This is a genomic window from Rhodanobacter thiooxydans LCS2 (assembly GCF_000264375.1).
In the GTDB taxonomy this organism is placed as follows: Bacteria; Pseudomonadota; Gammaproteobacteria; order Xanthomonadales; family Rhodanobacteraceae; genus Rhodanobacter; species Rhodanobacter thiooxydans.
In genome coordinates this window covers 51,184-72,216 of record NZ_AJXW01000072.1, presented here as the reverse complement: position 1 = coordinate 72,216, position 21,033 = coordinate 51,184, and the positions used below count along the sequence as shown (strand labels likewise).

The 21,033-nt window shown below is 68.8% G+C and carries 14 protein-coding genes; 8 read left to right on the top strand and 6 right to left on the bottom strand.

Annotated features, from left to right (window positions below):
• The first annotated feature begins 137 nt into the window (after positions 1-137).
• Entirely contained in the window at positions 138-896 is a 759-nt protein-coding gene (gene tatC / locus UUA_RS14335) for a twin-arginine translocase subunit TatC (RefSeq protein ID WP_008438119.1), read from the top strand.
• A gap of 8 nt (positions 897-904) precedes the next feature.
• Here tatC and UUA_RS14330 read toward each other — a convergent pair whose 3' ends face one another.
• Complete coding sequence (locus UUA_RS14330) at positions 905-3,079, bottom strand: primosomal protein N' (protein ID WP_008438118.1); 2,175 nt, start codon at positions 3,077-3,079, stop codon at positions 905-907.
• Between the two features lie 386 nt (positions 3,080-3,465).
• A complete protein-coding gene (locus UUA_RS14325) occupies positions 3,466-4,668 on the bottom strand; it encodes a DUF3667 domain-containing protein (RefSeq protein WP_008438117.1) in 1,203 nt (400 codons plus the stop codon).
• A 106-nt stretch (positions 4,669-4,774) separates the two neighbouring features.
• Between UUA_RS14325 and UUA_RS14320 the strand changes: the two genes are divergently transcribed.
• Both UUA_RS14320 and sppA read left to right on the top strand, forming a co-directional pair.
• On the top strand, positions 4,775-6,160 hold the full coding sequence (locus tag UUA_RS14320; protein ID WP_008438116.1) for an MATE family efflux transporter: 1,386 nt from the start codon (positions 4,775-4,777) through the stop codon (positions 6,158-6,160).
• A gap of 40 nt (positions 6,161-6,200) precedes the next feature.
• Positions 6,201-8,081, top strand: a complete 1,881-nt coding sequence (gene sppA / locus UUA_RS14315; protein ID WP_008438115.1) for a signal peptide peptidase SppA — start codon at positions 6,201-6,203, stop codon at positions 8,079-8,081.
• A 22-nt stretch (positions 8,082-8,103) separates the two neighbouring features.
• Here sppA and UUA_RS14310 read toward each other — a convergent pair whose 3' ends face one another.
• Entirely contained in the window at positions 8,104-8,310 is a 207-nt protein-coding gene (locus UUA_RS14310) for a hypothetical protein (protein ID WP_008438114.1), read from the bottom strand.
• Between the two features lie 90 nt (positions 8,311-8,400).
• Here UUA_RS14310 and UUA_RS14305 point away from each other — a divergent pair, with 90 nt between their 5' ends.
• Entirely contained in the window at positions 8,401-9,183 is a 783-nt protein-coding gene (locus tag UUA_RS14305) for an SDR family oxidoreductase (RefSeq protein ID WP_008438113.1), read from the top strand.
• Positions 9,184-9,192: 9 nt separating this feature from the next.
• On the opposite strand, the gene UUA_RS14300 is transcribed toward UUA_RS14305, so the two are convergent.
• The gene (locus UUA_RS14300; protein ID WP_193385138.1) at positions 9,193-10,137 is read right to left on the bottom strand and encodes a DegV family protein; all 945 of its coding nucleotides are present in this window, start codon (positions 10,135-10,137) and stop codon (positions 9,193-9,195) included.
• A 206-nt stretch (positions 10,138-10,343) separates the two neighbouring features.
• Between UUA_RS14300 and UUA_RS14295 the strand changes: the two genes are divergently transcribed.
• From UUA_RS14295 to UUA_RS14285, 3 genes are all read left to right on the top strand, one after another.
• Positions 10,344-11,135 (top strand): AMP nucleosidase, encoded by a 792-nt coding sequence (locus UUA_RS14295; protein WP_039954136.1) that lies wholly within the window; start codon positions 10,344-10,346, stop codon positions 11,133-11,135.
• Positions 11,136-11,552: 417 nt separating this feature from the next.
• Complete coding sequence (locus tag UUA_RS14290; protein WP_008438110.1) at positions 11,553-14,462, top strand: TonB-dependent receptor plug domain-containing protein; 2,910 nt, start codon at positions 11,553-11,555, stop codon at positions 14,460-14,462.
• An 86-nt stretch (positions 14,463-14,548) separates the two neighbouring features.
• Complete coding sequence (locus tag UUA_RS14285) at positions 14,549-16,378, top strand: tetratricopeptide repeat-containing sulfotransferase family protein (protein ID WP_008438109.1); 1,830 nt, start codon at positions 14,549-14,551, stop codon at positions 16,376-16,378.
• 3 nt (positions 16,379-16,381) lie between these two features.
• Here the strand turns inward: UUA_RS14285 and UUA_RS14280 are convergent, their stop codons facing one another.
• Both UUA_RS14280 and UUA_RS14275 read right to left on the bottom strand, forming a co-directional pair.
• Entirely contained in the window at positions 16,382-17,929 is a 1,548-nt protein-coding gene (locus tag UUA_RS14280) for a tetratricopeptide repeat-containing sulfotransferase family protein (protein ID WP_008438108.1), read from the bottom strand.
• 20 nt (positions 17,930-17,949) lie between these two features.
• Entirely contained in the window at positions 17,950-19,527 is a 1,578-nt protein-coding gene (locus UUA_RS14275) for a tetratricopeptide repeat-containing sulfotransferase family protein (protein WP_008438106.1), read from the bottom strand.
• A 118-nt stretch (positions 19,528-19,645) separates the two neighbouring features.
• Between UUA_RS14275 and UUA_RS14270 the strand changes: the two genes are divergently transcribed.
• A complete protein-coding gene (locus UUA_RS14270) occupies positions 19,646-20,971 on the top strand; it encodes an aspartyl/asparaginyl beta-hydroxylase domain-containing protein (protein ID WP_039954133.1) in 1,326 nt (441 codons plus the stop codon).
• Positions 20,972-21,033: the final 62 nt, after the last annotated feature.

Below are 21,033 nucleotides of genomic sequence, written 5' to 3'. Positions count from 1 at the left end.
CCCGGCAGCCGCCGAGCCGCCCGCCGCGGTCGCCGGCGCTGCGGCCGAGCCGCAGGCGGCAGCGGAGCCGGACCGCGCCACCGGCGACCTGTTCGCCGACACCGCTGCGCCGGCACCGAAAACCCCGGAGTCGCCGCATGGCCACGCCTGAGCCGGAGGTCGACCTGCAGCAAGGTCTGTTCTCGCACCTGCTGGAACTGCGCTCGCGCCTGCTCAAGGCCAGCGCCACCGTGCTGGTGGTGCTGCTGGCGCTGGTGCCGTTCGCCAATCGCCTGTACACGGAACTGGCCGCGCCGCTGGTGGCGCGACTGCCCCAAGGCGCGCACCTGATCGCCACCGAGGTGGCCAGCCCGTTCATCACGCCGTTGAAGCTGGCGTTCTACGTGGCACTGTTCATCAGCATGCCGATGATCCTGTACCAGCTGTGGGCCTTCGTCAGCCCCGGCCTGTACAAGCACGAGAAACGCCTCGCCAGGCCGTTGCTCGCCGCGGCGCTGGTGCTGTTCTACATCGGCTGCGCGTTCGCCTATTTCCTGGTGTTGCCGGCGGCGTTCCGCTTCCTCACCGCGATCACGCCGCAGGGGGTGGAGATGATGACCGACATCACCCACTACCTCGATTTCGTGATGCTGATGTTCTTCGCGTTCGGGCTGTGCTTCGAGGTGCCGGTGGCGGTGGTGGTGCTTGCCGCGGTGGGCGTCGTCGACCTGGACAAGCTGCGCGCCAGCCGGCGCTACGCCATCGTCGGCGCGTTCGCGATCGCCGCGTTCATCACCCCGCCGGACATCACCTCGATGATCATGCTGGCGGTGCCGATGTGCCTGCTCTACGAGCTGGGCATGCTGGCGGTGCGCTGGCTGGTGAAGCCGGGCTCGTTGAAACGCGACGCCGGCTGAGAGCCTTTTCAGTAAAGGTCGATCGGGTCGACGTCCAGCGACCAGCGCACCTTGCGCGCCGCCGGCAGTGCGCCGAGCGCCAGCTGCCACGGCCGCAGCATCGCGTGCAACGCCTGCCGGCTGGCCGATTCCAGCAGCAGCTGGCCACGCTGGCGGCCAGCGCGCAGCGGCATCGGTGCAGGCATCGGCCCGGCGACCTCGATCGGTGCGCCGGGCGGAAGCGCGGCGTGCGCGGCGGCGAGGAAGGCCTCGACCTGCTCGCGCTGCGTCGCCTCGGCGCGCAGCAGCACCTGGTGGCTGTACGGCGGCAGCCGGATCAGCCGGCGCTCGGCCAGCAGTTCGCGCGCGGCCGCGGCATAACCCTGGGCGAGCAGGCAGCGCAGCAGCGGGTGTTCGGGCTGGTGCGTCTGCAGCAGTACGCGGCCGGGCTTGCGCGCGCGGCCGGCGCGGCCGGCCACCTGCACCACCAGCTGCGCCAGCCGTTCGCCGGCGCGGAAGTCGATGCTGTGCAGGCCTTCGTCCACGCCGACGATCGCGACCAGGGTGAGGTTGGGCAGGTCATGGCCCTTGGCCAGCATCTGGGTGCCGACCAGAATCGCCGGCTGGTCGTCCTTGAGCGTGGCGAGCATATCCTCGAACGCGTCGCGGCGACGGGTGGTCTCGCGGTCCACGCGCAGCACCGGCACCTGTGGGAACTGCGCCAGCAGCGCCTCCTCCAGCCGCTCGGTGCCCTGGCCTTGGGCTTTCAGCTCGCCAGCCCCGCAGGTCGGGCAGGTCGACGGCAGGCGCTGGCAGTAGTCGCAGTGGTGGCAGATCAGCTGGCGCCGGCCGGCGTGCAGGGTCAGCGGACGCTCGCAGCGCGGGCAGCCGGCATGCCAGCCGCAGGCATGGCATAGCAGCACCGGTGCGTAGCCGCGGCGGTTGCGGAACACCAGCGCCTGCTCGCCGCGCGCCACCGTCTCGGCCACCGCGGCCAGCAGCGCGGGTGACAGGCCGTGTTCCAGATGCTGCGCGCGCATGTCGATGATCTGCACCATGGGCGGCCGCACCGCACCTGGGCGGGCGCGCAGGTGCAGGCTGCGGTAGCGGCCGGCCTCGACGTTGGCCAGCGATTCCAGCGACGGTGTGCCCGAGCCCAGCAGCACCGGCACGCCCAGCGCGCGGGCGCGCACCAGGGCCAGGTCGCGGGCGTGGTAGCGGAAGCCTTCCTGCTGCTTGTAGGCGCCGTCGTGTTCCTCGTCGACGATGATCAGACCGGCCCGCGGCAGCGGGGTGAACACCGCCGAGCGGGTACCCAGGATCACCTGCGCGCTGCCCGCGCGCGCGCGCAGCCAGGCGCGCGCGCGATCACCTTCGGACAGGTTCGAGTGCAGCACCTCGACGCCCACTCCGAGCCGCTCGCGCAGGCGCCGCACGGTCTGCGGTGCCAGGCCGATCTCCGGCACCAGCAGCAGCGCCTGTTTGTCCTGGGCCAGCACCTGTTCGATCAAGGCCAGGTAGACCTCGGTCTTGCCGCTGCCGGTGACACCGTCGAGCATGAACGGCTGGTACTGGCCGAGGCTGGCGCCGACGCTGGCCACCGCCTGGCGTTGCTCGTCGTTGAGCGGCGGCGCCCGCGACAGCGCCAGCGGGCGGACGGACGGCGGCCGCTCGCTGCGTTCGAGCAGGCCGGCTGCGGCCAGCCGGCGCGCCGCCTCGCGCCAGCCAGGCTGGCGTTCGCCCAGTTGCTGTGCGCTCAGCGCACCGCCGCTCAGCAGGGCCAGCAGCGCCTTGCTGCCGCCCCGGCGGCTGCCGGCGTCATGGGCGCTGTGACCGGCGCTGGTGAGCGACCAGTATTCGTCGCCGATCGGCGGCAGCGGCTTCGGCTCGCGCAGGGCCAGCGGCAAGGCGTTGGCGTAGGCCTCGCCCGGCGCGCCAAGCCAGTAGTCGGCAGCCCAGGCCAGGGTCTGCATCAGCTCGGCATCGAGCAGCGCGTCGTCGTCGAGCAGGCGCAGCGCCTGCTTCAGCCGGCCACCATCCACCGCGGTTTCGGCGTCGATCGCCACCACCACGCCAACCAGCCGGTGACGACCGAACGGCACCAGCACCCGGCTGCCCACACCGGCTTCGCCGCTGGCCGGCGGCAGGTAGTCAAACAGGCTGGGCAGGGGAACCGGCAGGGCGACGCGAAGAACGGCGGGCATGGGCTACCTCGTGGCAGGCCAGTGTAACCGCCACCCGCGGCAGCACGCGTTCGATAGCTGCCGCGGCAGGTGTGCCGCCGCGGTCAGCTTGCGCGGACTTGCTGCCCGCTTGTCGAGGAGTTGTGGGTAAGTGGTTAGCGCCCAGAGGTTTTTGCGCTTATCCACAAACGTTGTGGATAAGTCTGTGGATGCCGCGGGTAGGGGGGGCCTCAAAGCGCACCGTGACGCCTTCGGCGACACTCTGACGAGGTTTTGGTCACAAAAAAAAGACCTTTGCATTCAATGACCTGCAAATTTCAGCAAGTTGCAGTTCACACAATTGACAACTCGCTTGCGCCTGCCTTGACAGGCCGGTGACGCTGTGCAAAACCGGCCGCGCCGGAGCTTCAGCGGGCCATGCCAAGCACGGCGGCGACCATCAGCACGAGCGTCAGCAGCCAGAAGTAGCACCAGCCGACGAACCAGAATTTCAGCAGGGTCATCGGCCAGCCCTGGTGATAGACCCGTTTCTGCATGATCAGCAGGTAGGTCGGGATCCACAGGATCAGCGCGGCCTGCAGCCAGCCCAGCGCGTAGCCGGTCCATGCCGCGTGCGGCCGCAGCCAGGTCGACAGCATGCCGGCGAGGGTGATCAGCAGCAGGCTGAGGAACATGAAGGCATGGCTGTGCAGGGCCACGATCAGATGCTCCATGTACAGCCGCCGGCGGAATACGTAGAACAGCTTCAGCAGGATCGCGAAGACCGGGATCATCACGAACATGGTCGGCGGCAGCGCGCTGAACACGCCGTTGATCATCCGCTGCTTCGCCTCGGCGCTCGCCGCGGGATCGCCACGCTTGAAGGTGTGCCAGTTCTTTTGGAACTGGCGGGCCAGCGCAGTCAGGCGCGCGTTGGCCACGTCCGGCAGCCAGGCGATCCGGATCGGTTCCGATGTACCCCCGGATGCCTTGCGTTTGGCGTCGCGCGGCTTGGCGTCGCTGGCGGGTTTCACCGTCGCGGCTGCCGGCGATGCGGCGAGCGAGGCGGCCGACATCGGTGCCGCGCCAAGTGCGGCAAGGCGTTGATTGGCTGCCTGACGCAGTTCCTGTTCGCCGACACGGGCCTGCTCCAGTACGTTCGGCGGCAGCACGCCGGTGTCCCTGGCGCGCTGCAGGCCATCCAGTTCGTCCTGCAGCGCCTTGCGCACTTCGGCGGGGCTGGTGGCGGCCTCGATCGCACTGCTGTCCACGCTCACCAGTGGATGGCCGTTCGCGGGGAGCTTGTCGGCGACCTGGTCGATGGCCAGGTGAAACACGAAGAACGACAGCAGGCACAGCACGAACATCAGCCGGAACGGCGCGATGTAGCGCACCCGCCGGCCAGCGAAATATTCCAGGGTGAGGAAGCCGGGTTTCAGCAGCAGGGGCGGCAGCGTGTGCACGATGCGGCCGTCGATGTGCAGTACCGTCTCGACGGTTTCCTCGACCATGTGGTGCATCGGCTTCAGCACGCCGTGGATCGACTGCCCGCACTCATGGCAGAACTCGCCCTGCATTGCGGCGCCGCAGTTGGCGCAGTGCAATCCTTCGTGGCTGGTCAGCTGCTTCATCGCGGTTTCCGTCCGTTGCAGCGGGCGATCTTCGCACACGCCGGCGGCGGGCCGGCCGTGACCAATGGCTCAGGTAGAATGACCGGCCCTGGAGTCTGCTCTGCCGATGAAACCCTTCCGCCCCGAACGCGCGCATCTGCTGCATGAAGTGCGCGCTACCGTGCGCCTCGCGCTGCCGCTGATTGCCGCGCAGCTGGCCGCGGTCGGCAGCAACGTGATCGATGCGGTGCTGGCCGGCCACGTCAGCGCGCATGTGCTGGGCGCGGTGGCGGTGGGCGCCAGCATCTGGTCGCTGGCGATCGTCTGCGGCATCGGCATGATGATGGCGGTGCCGCCGTCGGTGGCCCAGCTGGACGGCGCCGGCCGCCGCGGCGAGGTCGGCGCGGTGTTCCAGCAGGCGTTGTGGCTGGCGCTGGGCATGGGCGTGCTGCTGTGGTTCGCAGTGCGGCATGCGGAACCGCTGATCGAGCTGATCGGAGTGACGCCGAGCCTGCGCCACGACGTGCAGCGTTTCCTGCTGGCGATCAGCTGGGGCGCGCCGGCGCTGACCTGTTATTTCGCGCTGCGTGGGCTGTCCGAGGGGTTGTCGCTGACCCGGCCGTCGATGTACTTCAGCCTCGGCGGGCTGGTGCTGCTGGTGCCGCTGGGCTACGTGCTGATGTTCGGCAAGCTGGGCATCCCGCCGCAGGGCGCGCACGGCTGCGGCGTGGCCACCGCGATCGTGCTGTGGCTGGAGCTGCTGGCGTTCGGCGTCTACGTGATCTTCCGGCGCAACTATCGCGGACTGGGCCTGTTCGACCGTTTCCAGTGGCCGGACCCGGGCCGGATCGGCCAGCTGGTGCACATCGGCCTGCCGATGGCGGTGACCTTGCTGGCCGAGGCCGGGCTGTTCGTGGCCACCGCGCTGATCATCGCCACGCTGGGCGAGGACGTGATCGCCAGTCACCAGGTGGCGATCAACATCGCCTCGCTGTTCTTCATGATCCCGCTGGGCCTGGCGATGGCGATCACCGTGCGCGTGGGCAACGCGGTGGGCCGCGGCGACGAGCGCGGCGTGCGCTACGCCGGTTTCTGCGGGATCGGCCTGACCCTGCTCACCCAGCTGTTCTCGGCCGTCCTGATGCTGGGCCTGCCGCATTTCATCGCCTCGCTGTACACGCACGAGCCGAAGGTGATTGCGCTGGCCGCGCAGCTGATCATGCTGGCCGGGCTGTTCCAGTTCTCCGACGGCATCCAGGTCGCCGCCAACGGCGCGCTGCGCGGCCTCAAGGACACCCGCGTGCCGATGGCGATCACCCTGTTTGCCTACTGGATGATCGGCATGCCGGTGGGCTGGTGGCTGGCGTTCCACCATGGCATGGGTGCGCGCGGGATGTGGATCGGCCTGATCGCCGGTCTCTCGGCGGCGGCCGCGATGCTGTTCACCCGCTTCTGGCGCAGCGCCTGGCGACAGCGCTGGCGCCGCCCCGTGCCGATGACCGCGCCAGCCTGAGCGGCTACGCTTGCCCCGACGATTCCGGATACCTGCCTACATGACGCTTCCCCCGCCGCCACCGCCCCGCCGCCACGGCTTCTGGGCCTTCCTGCGCACGCTCGGGCGCGGCATCAACCTGCTGCGGCTGGTGATCCTCAACCTGGTGTTCTTCGGCGTGCTGGGCGTACTGCTGTTGCTGCTGGCCGCGGGCGTGCTGGGCAGCCGCGGCGCGCGCATGGTGCAGGACGCCAGCGTGCTGGTGATCCGGCCGCAGGGCCAGCTGGTCGAGCAGTACAGCATCGACCCGCTGCAGCGCGCGCTGGCCAGCTTGTCCGGCGAGCAGCCCAAGCAGGTGCAGCTGCGCGACCTGGTCGACGCGATCGACGCGGCGGCGAAGGACCGGCGGATCAGCCGCATCCTGCTGCTGCCCGACGAACTGCAGGGCGGCGGCTTTGCCGCGCTGCGCGAGGTCGGCGCGGCGCTGGACCGCTTCCGCGCCGCGGGCAAGCCGGTGGTCGCCTGGGCGGTGAACCTGGACCAGGGCCAGTATTACCTCGCCGCGCACGCCGATCGCCTGCTGGTCGATCCGCAGGGCGGGGTGATGATCACCGGGCTGGCCAACTACCGGCTGTTCTACAAGGACCTGCTGGACAAGCTCGGCGTTGATGTGCACCTGTTCCGCGTGGGCGAGTTCAAGAGCGCGGCCGAGCCGTACATCCTCGACCACGCCTCGGCCGAGGCGAAGCAGGCCGACAGCTACTGGATGGGCGGCCTGTGGAACGGCTGGCTCGACGAGGTGGCGGCCATGCGCAAGCTGGACCCGGCCACGCTGCGCGACGACATCGACAACCTGCCGCAACACATCGCCAGCACCCAGGGCAACCTGGCCCAGCTGGCGCTGCAGCAGCATCTGGTCGACGGCCTGGCCACCCGCGCCGAGTTGATCGCGATGATGCGCAGGGAAGGTGTGCCGGCCGACCGCAAGGGCCACAGTTTCCGCCAGGTCGACTTCGCCCGTTACGCGGCTGCGCTGCCGAACGACGGCGAGGCGTTCGCACCGGGCGTGGCGATCGTGGTGGCCGAGGGCGAGATCGCCGGCGGCAAGCGCGCGGCCGGCTCGATCGGTGGCGAATCCACCGCGGCGCTGATCCGCGAGGCGCGCGAGGACCGCAAGACCAAGGCGCTGGTGCTGCGGGTGAACTCGCCCGGCGGCGAGGTGTACGCCGCCGAGCAGATCCGCCGCGAGATCGAACTGACCCGCAGCGCGGGCATCCCGGTGGTGGTGTCGATGGGCGACGTGGCGGCCAGCGGCGGCTACTGGATCGCGATGAATGCGAACCGCATCTACGCCGAGCCGAACACCATCACCGGCTCGATCGGCATCTTCGGCATGTACTACACGGTGCCGAACACGCTGGCCAAGCTCGGCGTCAGGAGCGATGGCGTCGGCACCGGCCCGCTGGCTGGCGCGTTCGACATCAGCCGCCCGCTCGACCCGAAGGTCGGCACGGTGATCCAGGCGATCATCGACAAGGGCTACCGCGACTTCGTCGGCAACGTGGCCAGGGCGCGCGGCAAGAGTTACGAGGCGATCGACGCGATCGCGCAGGGCCGGGTGTGGACCGGTCGACAGGCGCTTGAACGCGGTCTGGTCGACCAGCTCGGCGGCTTGCGGGACGCGGTCGCTGACGCGGCCAGCCTGGCCAAACTCGGCAAGGGCTATCCGGTGCGCTACGTGGAAGCGCCGCTGGGCGGTTTCGAGCGCTTCCTGCTCGGGATGAACCAGAACGCGGCCATGCACGTGCTGCAGTCGTGGGGCGTGCGCCTGCCGGACTGGTTCGCCCGGCTGCCGGCGCTGGCGCCGGAGCTCGAACTGCTGCGCCAGGCGAAGGCAGGCACGCCGAACATCTACGCGGACTGCCTGTGCCGCCCGCGCTGACCAGCGTTCCGCGCTGATCTGCCTACTGGCTCTGCGCCTCGATCTGCTTGCGCTGTTCCTCAGCCTGCTGGTCGACCGTCTTCTGCACGTCCTTGGCGCGCTGTTCGGCCTTCTTCATCTCGTCGAACGGCGTGGCCACCTGTTGCGCGGGCTTGGCCTGCGGCTCCGGTGGTTTGCCGGAGCAGGCGGCGAGGGCGAGGACGCAGAGCAGGGGCGGCAGCAGCTTCATGGCGGTTCTCGTGGGGAATCGACGCCGCCGAGTGTCCCGCCGCGGCGGCCCGGCTGGCAAGGCGCAGTCCCCGCGCTTTAAGCTGCGTCCATGAACAGCCGCCTCGACGCCTGGCAACTGCATGGCCACACCGCCCTGATCACCGGCGCCAGCAAGGGCATCGGCTACGCCACCGCGCGCGAGCTGGCCGGGCTCGGCGCCGACCTGCTGCTGGTGGCGCGCGACGAGGACTACCTGGAACAGGTGCGGGTAGAGCTGGCCGACGAGTTCGCCGACGTGGAGGTGCTGGCGTTCGGCGCCGACCTGACCGAGGCGGAGGACCGCCTGGCGGTGTTCGACTGGATCGCCGACCTCGGCGCACCGGTGTCGCTGCTGGTCAACAACGCCGGCGGCAACCAGCCCGGGGCCACGCTGGACTATCGCGAGGACGACTACCGCGCGATCTTCGAGCAGAACCTGTTCTCCGCCTTCGAGATGTGCCGGCTGGCGCATCCGCAGCTGGTGCAGCACGCGAACGCGGCGATCGTCAACGTCGGTTCGGTCTCCGGCATCACCCACGTGCGCACCGGTTCGCCCTACGGCATGAGCAAGGCGGCGCTGCACCAGCTCACCCGCAACCTGGCCGCCGAATGGGCGGTGGACGGCATCCGCGTCAACGCGGTGGCGCCGTGGTATATCCGCACCCAGCGCACCGATCCGGCGCTGGCCGATGCCGACTACCTGGACGAGGTGCTCGAGCGCACCCCGCTGGAACGCATCGGCGAGCCGGAGGAAGTGGCCGCGGCGATCGCCTTCCTGTGCCTGCCGGCCGCCAGCTACATCACCGGCCAGGTGCTGGCGGTGGACGGCGGGTTCCTGAGCTACGGCTTCTGAGCGCTCGCCTCAGAACTCGGCCTCGTGCTCCTCGGCGGCAAAGCCGACGGTCACTGCCCCTTCGCCCACGTTGACCATGCCGGTGATGCTCATCGGCGCCTCCATCAGTTCGACGCCGCATTCCGCACAGGCCTGGCGCAGCTCGGTATAGCCCGGCAAGTGGGGCAGTACCTCCAGGTCGCCGCCGTAGCTGATGCAGACCACCGGCACCATCAGGCCGGCGCGCACCCGCCGCGCAACGTAGCCGAACAGCGCCTCCGCACCCTGGTCGAAACCGCGCACCTTGCCGACCGGGCTGGTCTCGCCGCGGAAGCAGCGCAGGATGGGCTTGATGTCCAGCGCCGTGCCGACCATCGCGCTGAGCAGGCTGACGCTGCGATCGCCGCGCTTCTTGATGCGGTTGCGCAGATGGATCAGGTCGCGCGGCAGCATGTAGCCGTAGCTGTGGCTGGCGATGTGCACCAGGCGCTCGCGGATCGTCGACGGCGACTCGTTGGCGGCGATCAGGCGGGCCGCTTCGCAAACGGCCGGCGCCGCGCCGGTGAAGACGTTGCCGGTGTCCACCACGCGCATCATGAACGGGCCGGGCACGCCGGCCTTCTCGCGCACCTGGCGGTAGTTCTTCAGGATCGCGAAGCTGGCCTTGTTGACGTTCTCGTTGATCGGGCTGCGGGTGGCGGTAATGGTCAGGCAGAACACACAGTCCTGCTCCAGCACCAGCTTTTCCAGGAACAGCTTCTGCACCTCTTCCACCGGGCAGGGTTCGGTCTCCGCCGAGTGGCTGCGACTGCCCAGGCGGCGGTCGATGAAACGCTGGATCTCGGCCGGGTTGCGAGCGTCCATGAAGACCTCGCTGTCCAGCCGCACGGTAATCGGCATGATCGCGACACGGTGCTTCTGCAGGAATTCCTGCGGCAGGTCGCAGGATGCATCGATTGCCAGGCCCATCCTCATCGCGTGACCCCCCGATCATCAATGTGCAGGGGAAACATAGCATGGTGGCTGCGGCAGCGGCATTCGCCCGATGGTCGTGCGCGGTGGCACGCCGGTGCGGCGACGGCGTCGCCGGGTGCGTGTGAACAGGCTCTAAGATGGCGCGACTGATCTGGCATCCCGCCGGCGTGGCGTCGCCGGCAACCCCATCGGGCATCGCTTCACTCATGAAAAGCAAACAGGAAATCGTCTCCAATTGGCTGCCGCGCTACACCGGCGTGCCGCTCGAACAGTTCGGCGAGCACATCCTGCTGACCAACTTCGGCCACTACGTGGAGTTGTTCGCGCAATGGCACGGCGTGGAGGTGCAGGGGCGCGACCGGCCGATGCCGAGCGCCACCGCCGACGGCATCACCCTGATCAACTTCGGCATGGGCAGCCCCAATGCCGCCACCATGATGGACCTGCTCAGCGCGATCGGACCGAAGGCCGCGCTGTTCCTCGGCAAGTGTGGGGGGGTCAAGAAGAAAAACCAGCTCGGCGACCTGGTGCTGCCGATCGCGGCGATCCGCGGCGAGGGCACCAGCAACGACTACCTGCTGCCGGAGGTGCCGGCGTTGCCGGCGTTCCAGCTGCAGCGCGCGGTCTCCACCATGATCCGCGACCTCGGCCACGACTACTGGACCGGCACGGTGTACACCACCAACCGGCGCGTGTGGGAGCACGACGAGGCGTTCAAGGACTACCTGCGGCGTACCCGCTGCATGGCGGTGGACATGGAGACCGCGACCATCTTCGCCGCCGGCTTCGCCAACCGCATCCCATGCGGCGCGCTGCTGCTGGTGTCCGACCAGCCGATGATCCCGGAAGGCGTGAAGACCGAGGCCAGCGACCGCCGGATCACCTCGGCATTTGTCGAGGCGCATATCCGCATTGGCATCGAGGCACTCAAATTGGTGCGCCGCAACGGACGCAGCGTGAAGCACCTGCGCTTCGAGGCCGAGGCGGAGACGGACTGAGCCCATCGGAGGTGGCGCGGCCCGGCGCGGGATTTCATGGCCACCACAGGGTAGCGGCGGGCTCGCCACCAAACGCAAAAACTTTCGTGTTTTGAAATAGTTGACAACATGTAAACATGGCGTAATACAGTAGCCGCCGGAACGCCGGCTGCATCGGTCGAACCGCGGGACGCGTGGACGACCATCAGGCCGCCTCGGCAAGGTTTGCCCTTGATGCTAGTTCACACATAGTGTTATTTGCCTGTTAGTATCGGCCCGGTCTGGGTACCCCGGGGTCAGGGGTTCGGCAACCAGATCGGGTGGTGTTTTGGGGCAGGATTCATGCAGATTCTGGCTTACGACAAAAATTAATCGGAGGGTGTTTTCATGAAACTTGGGGTCACAAAACTTTCTTCATCAGTCCGCCTCGCGCTTTCGTTGGGTGCGGTCATTGCAGTAGGTGCCTCGGGCACGGTCTTCGCCCAGGACACGGGTAGCCAGGACACGAACAAGCCCAGTCAGGAAAAGGCCCAGACACTGCAGACCGTCGTGGTCACCGGCTCGCACATCCGTCGCGTGGACCTGGAAACGTCCAACCCGGTCGTGACCATTGATGCCGCGCAGATCAAGGCCACCGGCAAGCTCACGCTGGGCGACATCGTGCAGCAGCTGCCGGCGGTGACCGGCGGCAACATCAACCCGCAGGTCAACAACAGCGGCGGCACCGGCGGTTCCTCGATCGGCCTGCGTGGCCTGGGCGCCCAGCGCACCCTGATCCTGATCGACGGCAAGCGCATCATCAACGGCGATCCGAACTCGATCCCGGCTGACATGATCGAGCGCATCGAGGTGCTGACTGACGGCGCGTCCTCGGTCTACGGCTCCGACGCGATCGGCGGCGTGGTGAACTTCATCCTCAAGAAGGACTACCAGGGCGCCCAGTTCGCGGCGACCTATGGCGAGTCCGACCGCAATGATGGCGCTTCGACCGGTTACCGGTTCACGTTCGGCCAGACGTCCGACAAGGGCAGCATCATGGGCGGCGTCGACTACAACAAGACCGAAGCCGTGCTGGCCAAGAACCGCGATTTCTCCAAGAACGCGGTGTCGATCTACGGCAGCAGCCAGACCCCGATCTACAGCTACGTCGGTGGCTCCAGCTTCCCGGCCTACGGCCGCGTCCAGTTGCCGACCCAGTATCGGGGTACCGGCCCGGGACAGTACGACTGCAAGAACGTGGCGTTGAATCCGGGTGCCAGCGGCCAGAACATCGCCACCGACTACCACTGCTTCACCAACGCCGACAAGTACAACTATGCGACGGTCAACCTGATCCAGACCCCGCAGGAGCGCACCAGCTTCTGGCTGAAGGGCACCTACAATCTGGGTGACCACGTCCAGACCTACATGGACGCGTACCACAACAAGACCAGCTCGGGCTTCCAGCTGGCTCCGGCGCTGCTCGGCAGCCTATACGGCGCGGTGATCTCGGCCGACAGCTACTACAACCCGTTCGGCCAGGAGTATTCGTCGGCCGGTCTGGACTACCGCGCACGCCTGGTGTCCGCCGGCAATCGCGCGGCCAACTTCGGTACCACCACCGACCAGATCCACACCGGTTTCAAGGGTGACTTCAACCTGCTGAACCACGACTGGAACTGGGACGTGGGCATGGGGTACGGCCACTTCTCGCAGCAGACCATCACCCGCGGCCTGCCGAACCAGGACAAGATCAACGCGGACCTGGGTCCATCGCATCTGGATGCTGCCACCGGCAAGGTGGTTTGCGATTCGGGCGCGGCCGGCTGCACGCCGTTCAACCCGTTCAACCTGTTCGACCCGAACTCGGTGGCGGCCCTCCAGGCGGCCGCCGTGCCGGCGATCAGCAACCAGTTCAACATCCAGCGTGTGTACTCGGCCGACGTCAACGGTGGCGTGTTCGACCTGCCGGCCGGTACCGTGCAGCTGGCCGCGGGCGCTTCCTACCGCAAGGAATACACCCGCTCGGAAATCGATCCGCTGCTGCTGATCGACCCGGCCACCGGCAACTGCACCCTGGGCAGCCAGTGCAGCTCGCCGCTGCGTGGCGGCTACAACGTGAAGGAGGCCTACGCCGAGGTGTTCGTGCCGATCCTGACCGATCTGCCGTTCGCGCAGTCGCTGAACGTCACCATCGGTGACCGCTACTCGAAGTACAGCACCTTCGGCAGCACCAACAACAAGAAGTTCGCGGTGGAATACCGCCCGATCACCGACCTGCTGCTGCGCGGCACGGTGTCCGAGGTGTTCCGTGCGCCGACCATCAACAACGTCTTCGGCGCGCCGATCAGTGACGCGCCGAAGCTCAGCAACGACCCCTGCAACGGCATCACCACCGCCAATCCGGCCTGCGTGGGCGTGCCGACCGATGGCAGCTTCGTCAACCAGGACGTGGCGCTCGGCCAGCAGATCAAGGGCATTTCCTCCGGCTCGAAGTACGCCGGGTTCCCGCTGGGGCCGGAGAAGGGCAAGTCGTTCGACGTCGGCTTCGTCTACTCGCCGAGCTACGTGCCGGGGCTGTCGCTCAGTGTCGACGCGTGGCACCTGTACCTGAAGGACACGATCTCCTCGATCGGCGCCCAGACCGTGCTCGACCTCTGCTACGCCGGCATCAGCCAGTACTGCCCGCTGATCACCCGCTTCCCGACTGGCAGTGCCAACCCCGGCCAAATCGCGCAGATCGTCGAGCCGACCGGCAACCTGGGCCGCACGGACGTGTCGGGTGTCGACTTCTCCGGTCGCTACAGCCTGCCGGAGTTCTCGTTCGGCAAGTTCGTGGTGGGCCTGGATGGGACCTACATGTCGCGCTATGACCAGCAGACCGCGCCGGGCACCAGTGCCAACACGGTGTTCCACGACGCCGGCCACTTCATGCCGTTCGGCTCCAGCCAGGCGTCGACCTGCCCGAGCGGTGGCGGCGTATGCCTGTTCCCGCGCTGGCGCGGCAACGGCTTCGTGAACTGGAACCTGGGCGGCTGGAACGCCTCGTGGCGCGTGCGCTATATCGGCGCGTTCCGCAACGGCTCGAAGAGCCCGTCGCAGGACACCTTCCCGGCGCAGATCACGGTAGACCCGGCGGCTCAGTTGCACGGCGTCGAGTTCAAGTACGGCGCGACGATCTACAACGACGTGTCGATCGGCTACAACATCGAACAGTTCAACACGCGCGTGGACTTTGGCGTGAACAACCTGTTCGACAAGCAGCCACCGTTCCTGTACGCCAACAACACGCTCAACGCCAACACCGATCCGAGCGACTTCGACCTGCAGGGCCGCTACTTCTGGGGCCGCGTGACGGTGTCGTTCTGATTGACTGGACAGTACTGAGTAGCTGAAGCTGACGAGCCGCGCGGGCAACCCGCGCGGCTCTTCTTTTTTGGATAGTTGCCTCTCCCGTGATCAACGACATTCTCAGCGCCCTGCAGTCCGGCCGGCCGGCCGAGGTGGAGCGCCTTTCAAGGGTGGCCCTGGCCGCCCGTCCCGACGATCCCGACCTCGCCCTCTTTCTCGCGATCGGCTTGCAGCAGCAGGGCCGTTTGGCCGAGGCGCTGGAGGTTTACGCGGCATTGGCGCAGAAGCATCCCGACGACTCGCTGCACTGGGGCAATTACGCGACCGCGCTGCGTGAGGCGGGGCGCGTACAGGAAGCTGAGAACGCTTACCTGCGTTCGATCGCACTGGCGCCCGACAACGGGGAGCAGCTGACCAACCTGGGCCTGTTGCAGCTCGAACGAAAGGATTACCAGGCCGCCCGCGACACGCTGCTGCGCGCCCACGCGCTGGATCCGGCAGCGCCGGCTGCACGCATCCATGCTGCGCGCGCCTGTTCGGCCTGCCGCGACTCGCGTGCGGAGGAACTGCTCCGTCCCTGGCGCGACTGGACCTCGCTGGACGATGCGCTGCAGCTGGAACTGGCCGACCTGCAACTGGTGCTCGGCGAGGCGAACATCGCCCGCGTGTTGCTGGAGGAGCTGCTGGGGCGCACGCCCGGCCATCTCCCGGCGCGGCTGTTGCTGGCCGCGGTCTATGAACGCGTCAACGACCTCGACGGCAGCGCGGCCCTGCTCGACCAGGTGGAGCGAAATCATCCGGCACTGGATGCCGAGGCGCAGTTGGAGATCGTCCATCAGCGCGCGAAGCTGGCGTTGCGACGCGGGCAAACCGAGCAGGCGCGGCGGCTGCTTGAGCAAGCCGGGCCGCGCACGTCCGACGATTATGCGCATTTCTTTTCCCTGGCCGAGGCCTGCGACAAGCTGCGCGATTACCCCGGTGCGATCGCCGCGCTGCACGAGGCGCATGCGCGCCAGATCGAGGAGCTGAAGCACAATGCGCCGCGTCGCTTCGATCCCGCTGCGCCGGTGCTTCCGGCCGCGGTGGAACGCATCGGCGCCGAGGAGTTCCGACGCTGGCCGGTGCTGCAGGGGCCCGACAGCGCGAGCTCCCCCGTGTTCATCGTGGGCTACCCGCGCTCGGGCACGACCCTGCTGGAACTGATGCTCGACGCCCACCCGGCGCTGCAGTCAATGGACGAGCGGCCGTTCTTCACCATCCTTTCCGACCAGCTTGCCGATCACGGCATCGTGGTGCCGCAGGATCTGCACAAGCTCGATCAGCACGCTTGCGACGAGTTGCGCAAGGGCTACGTGAGCCTGGTCTGCTCGAAGATCCAGCGGCACTGGAGTGCACAGCTGGTCGACAAGAATCCGCTGAACATGCTGTGGCTGCCGTTGATCTACCGGCTGTTCCCCGAGGCGAAGTTCATCCTCGCACTGCGCCACCCGTGCGACGTGCTGGTCAGCAACTACATGCAGAACTTCCGTGCGGCCGTGCTGGCCGTGGCGTGCGCCTCGATGGAGAAGCTGGCGACCGCGTACGTGACGGCGATGGAATGCTGGCTGCACGACGTGGCGTTGTTCCAGCCAAACGTGTTCGTTTCCCGCTATGAGGACCTGGTGGCCGACCCGGCGGCGCAGACGCGGCGCATCGCCGACTTCCTCGGCCTGGAGGACGCCACGCCGCTGCTGCATTTCGATCGCCACGCGCGCGACAAGGGCTTCATCGCCACGCCGAGCTACGCGCAGGTCACCCAGCCGGTGAACCGCAAGGGGCTCGATCGCTGGAAGCGCTATCGCGAGGCGCTGGCCCCGGCGCTGCCGATCCTCGACCCGATGCTCCGGCACTGGGGCTATCCCGTCGCGGACGCCGACGAGTCCGCTGGCGGCTGATCCTCAGTCGTCCGCCATGCATGCAAGCTCCGGCAGCAGTGCGGCGTAGGCGCGCCAACGCTGCACCGAGCGGGAGTGCACGGGCTGGCGCGCCTGCCACAGGCTGGCCGTGTTGATGGCGCGTTCCTGGCCGGGCGCCACGGGCGGGATGGCAGCGGGCAGCCCGAGCCAGTCGGCCAGGGCGCCGATGCAGGCGGCGGGGTCGGCGACCAGGTCTTCATAACGCACTTCGCGCACGGCGGTCGGGTAACGCCGTTGCCAGTGCGCCATCAGCCGCCGCGTGCCGTGGATGACCGCCGCGATGTCGGCGAAATCACAGGCAAAGTCCTGCGTGCCGGGATGGAACGACTGCATCCACAGCGAGAGCGCGTTGTCGCGGGCGTTGCGGCGGCAATGGATCACCCGCGCCTGCGGGAACAGCGCGAGGATCAGGTCCACGTGCATGTCGTTGTGCGGCTGCTTGTCGATGTACCAGCGCGCCGGGGCATCGTCCTGCACCAGTTGCGCCGTATAGGCCGCGGCGGCCAGCGGCATCTGCGCGGCGCGTTCGCGGTCCGAGGCGATGGCATCCAGGCGCGGTGCCAGCGTCGGCAGCCAGGGCAGCTCCCCGCGATGCCGCACCGCCGGGTGCCGGGCCAGCTGTTCGGCCAGCAGCGTGCTGCCGGACCTCGGCATGCCCACGATGAAGATGGGCGTCCAGTCGTGGCCCGTATCCGGCTGGACGGGCGGCGCCGGCCGCGCCAGCCGCAGTTCCACGCTGCGCCGCCATGCCTTGCGGTTCCATGGCTGCCGCTCGCGCACCATGCGGTTGGCCTCGGCCCAGGCGGCGGCGGCGCGGGCATGCTCGCCGAGATCGTCGCAGGCCTTGCCCAACGCGAACAGCAGACCGCTGCGCGCGTGCGGGCTCAGATCGTTGCGCGCCAGGTAATGTTCAAACAGCGCGAGGTCTGGATGCTGGCGGTCGCGGTAGCGCTGCAGGCCGGCCAGGCCGAGCGGGACGTGCCATTCCAGCGCCAGCGGGCTGCCAGCCAGCGCTGCCTGCTGATGCAGGCGTGCCTCGTCGAAACGTCCCAGTTGCGACGCCAGCGCGCCGGCGTGCGCACGCAGGCGGGGATCGTCGAGGCCGCGGGCGAAGGCGTCCGTGCACAGCTGCAGCGCCTGCGCCTGGCGCCCGCAGTCGTCGAGCAACTCCACCGCGGTGAGCCGCTGCTCCATACTGGCGGTGCTGGCCGTGCAGGCGCCGGTCAGCACCTCGCCGGCAGCCACCATCCGGCCCTGCTCGCGCAGCAGGCGCGCCAGCACGAAGGCGGCGGGCAGATGGCCCGGCGCGCGCTGCAGGATGCCTCGCAGGCGCCGTTCGGCGCCGCGTCGATCGCCGCGCTGGATCGCCAGGCCGGCGAGCGCCAGCGCAAGCTCGTCGGATTCGGGATGCGCGGCGACGGCCGCTTCCAGCGTACTCGCTGCAGCCGCCACGTCGCCGCGCAAGACCTGCGCCTGCGCGGCTTGCAGCGACAGCTGCTCATCCGGAAGTGCAGGCGAGGTCGGCGTCATGGGCGCTTCCGCGGATGCGGTCAGACCGGCCAGGGCGGCAGGTCGAGCGCCGTGCGCAGCGGGTCGAGCAAGGCGCCATAGCGTGTGCTGTGCGCGGTGTCGCCGCGCAGCGGCTGGCGCACCTGGCTGGCGCTGGGCGAGCGCACCTCGCGGGTGTTTTCATGGAAACTCAGGCAGGCCGGGTTGAACGGCAGCCCGCAGAAGTCCAGCAAGGCGCGGATGCGGGCTTCCGGCTCGGCCAGCAGCGCCTCGTAGTCGTGCAGCAGCACCGCCCGCGGATGGCGCCCGGCGAGCCGCTGCAGACTGCGGTCGCAGTCGCGCCAGAAACTGGCCAGGTCGCCGAAGTCGCGGCTGTACTCGTTGTTGTCCAGGCGCTGGCGATAACAGGAGAAGCAGGTCTCCAGCGCGTCGCGACGGCAGCCGACGATGCGCGCTCCCGGCAGCATGGCGCGGATGGCTTCGGCATAGATCCAGTTGCTCGGCAACTTGTCGGTGAAGCGCGGGCGGTGCTTGCGCCAATGGGCCGTGCGTTCGAGATAGCGGTGGCCGAGTCGCGACCAGTCGGCGGGCTGCATGTGCGGCACCCAGCGCGGAAACGGCTGCCCGCGCCGACGCGACTCCTCGGCCAGCACCTGCGGCAGGTCCGGCAGCTCGCCGGTGCCCTCCACCTGCGGATGCGAGGCGAGGATCTGCTCGGCGAGCGTGGAGCCGGACCGCGGCAGGCCGACGATGAAGATCACCTCGTGCCCCAGGCCGGGCTCGTCCGCGCCCGCCGGCGGCGGATCGAAGGCCGCCGCCAGGGCGCCGATCGCCGCCGAGTAGCCGGCGGCGTTCCATTGCTGGCGCCGCCGCGCGATGGTGTTTGCCGTGGCGATCGCCTGCAGTGATTCGGCGTACTGGCCCTGGTCGTCCAGCGCGCGCGCCAGCGCGAAGCCGATCGCGATGCGGTCGTCGTCGGTGGCGCGCGGTTCCCGCAATGCGGCCTGCATGGCGGCGACGTCGGCCTCGCCCATGCGCGTGGTCTTGAGGTCGGCCAGCCCCCACCACGCCATGCCGGCCCATGCCCGTTCGGCCAGCACGCGGCGGTATTCGGCGGCGGCTTCGGCCGGTTGCCCGCGCATGCGCAGCATGTCCGCCCGCAGCGCGCGTGCGTCGGTGGCGTGCGGGTCGAGCTCCACCGCGCGGCGCAGGGCGGCCTCGGCCTCGTCGTTGCGCACGCTGCGGGTCAGCATGACGCCGAGGTTGTACCAGGCCAGCGCCATGTCCGGCTGCAGCCGGCAGGCGGCCTGCAGGGCATCGATGGCGCCATCGTATTCGCCGGCCTGGCCGAGCAGGGTGGCCAGCGTGTTGAGGTAGACCGGGTCGTCCGGCTGGCCGGCGAGTGCCGTGCGCATCAGGGCGATGGCTTCCTGGTGGCGCCCCTGCATGCCCAGGATGCCGGCGTGCAGGCGCTGCACTTCGGGATGATCGGGCTGGCTCGCGAGCAGCGGCGCCATGCGTGCGATCGCGACATCGAGACGGCCGTCGTCGAGCGCCCGCGCGACGGCGGATACGGCCCGCGTCAGGTCAGGGGTGAGGCCATGCAGTCGTGCCGACATCCGGGCTCCGTGATGTGTGGTGGGCGCGGCCGCGCCGCGAACGGCTATTATGCCTGCTCGACCACGGTCCGCTTGGTTCGGGCAGCTGTGGCATGGCACAACCCGCGGAGCACCATCGATGAGCGTTTCCCCTACGTCCGACCCAGTGTCGTCATTGCGGGAGGCCGTTCGCGCGCAGTTGCAGGGCGGACAGATGGCGGCGGCGGAATCCTCCTGTCGGCAATTGCTCGAGCACGAGCCCGATGATGCCGACGCACTGATCTTCCTGGCCGACCGCGAGCTGGCCCGGCGCAACGCGCCGCAGGCCTTGCTGCTGCTGAACCGGGCCGAGCGGGCGCATCCCGACCATCCCGGCGTGGCTCACCAGCTGGGCAACGTGCATCTTGCCAGCGGCGACTTCGATGCCGCCGCCAGCCACCTGCAACGGGCGCTGGCGGCAGCGCCGCACATGTTCCTGGCGCGGTTGCGCCTGGGTATCGCGCTGGAGCAGCTGGGGCGGGCAGAGCAGGCGCTGGCCGCCTATTTCATGGCCGTGCGCAGTGCGCAGGAGCAGGGCCGCTGGCTCAGTGACGCGACCACCGCGCCCGGCCTGCGCGAGTCGGTGAAATACGCAATGAGTTACGCCAATGCCGGGCGCAGGCGCCTGTTCGATGCGGCGCTGGAGCCGTTGCGCGAGCGCTACGGCCGCTCCGAGCTGCGCCGGGTGGATCGTGCGCTGGCGATCCATCTCGGGCTGGAGCCGATGCCGTCGATCGATCCGCGCCAGCGTCCGCTGTTCCTCTATTTTCCCGACGTTCCCAGCCAGCCGTTCTATCCGCGCGAGCGCTTCCCCTGGCACGAGACGCTGGAGGCGGCCGCCGCGGCGGTGCGCGAAGAACTGCTGGGCGTGCTGGCGGGCGAGCAGCCGCTGGAGTCCTTCCTCGGCGTGGACGACCCCGCCCAGGCGCAGTCGATGCTGCGTGGGTCGGATGGCCACGCCGCCGCATGGGATGCCTACTTCTTCCATCGCCATGGCGACCGCTACGAGGACCATTGCGCCGCCTGCCCGCGCACCAGCGCCCTGCTGGATGCGGTGCCGCTGGTACGCATCCGCGACCATGCGCCGGAAGCGCTGTTTTCGGTACTGCGCCCGGGCACCCATATCCTGCCGCACCGCGGCGTGACCAACACCCGCCTGGTCACCCACCTGCCGCTGATCGTGCCGTCCGACTGCGCGCTGCGCGTGGGCGGGCAGATCCATTCCTGGCGCGAGGGAAGTTGCGTCACGTTCGACGACACCTTCGAGCACGAGGCCTGGAACCGCAGTCAGTTCACCCGCGTGGTGCTGATTCTGGACAGCTGGAACCCCGACCTGACCGAGGCGGAGCAGGCGGCGGTCACCGACCTGGTCGAGACCATCGGCGACTTCAACGCGTCGTGCGAGCTGCCTGCCGGCCCTGCCTGATCGGCGCCGCATCGGCCCCAGTGAAAACGGCGCCTCCAGGCGCCGTTTTCCTGTGTCAGCCG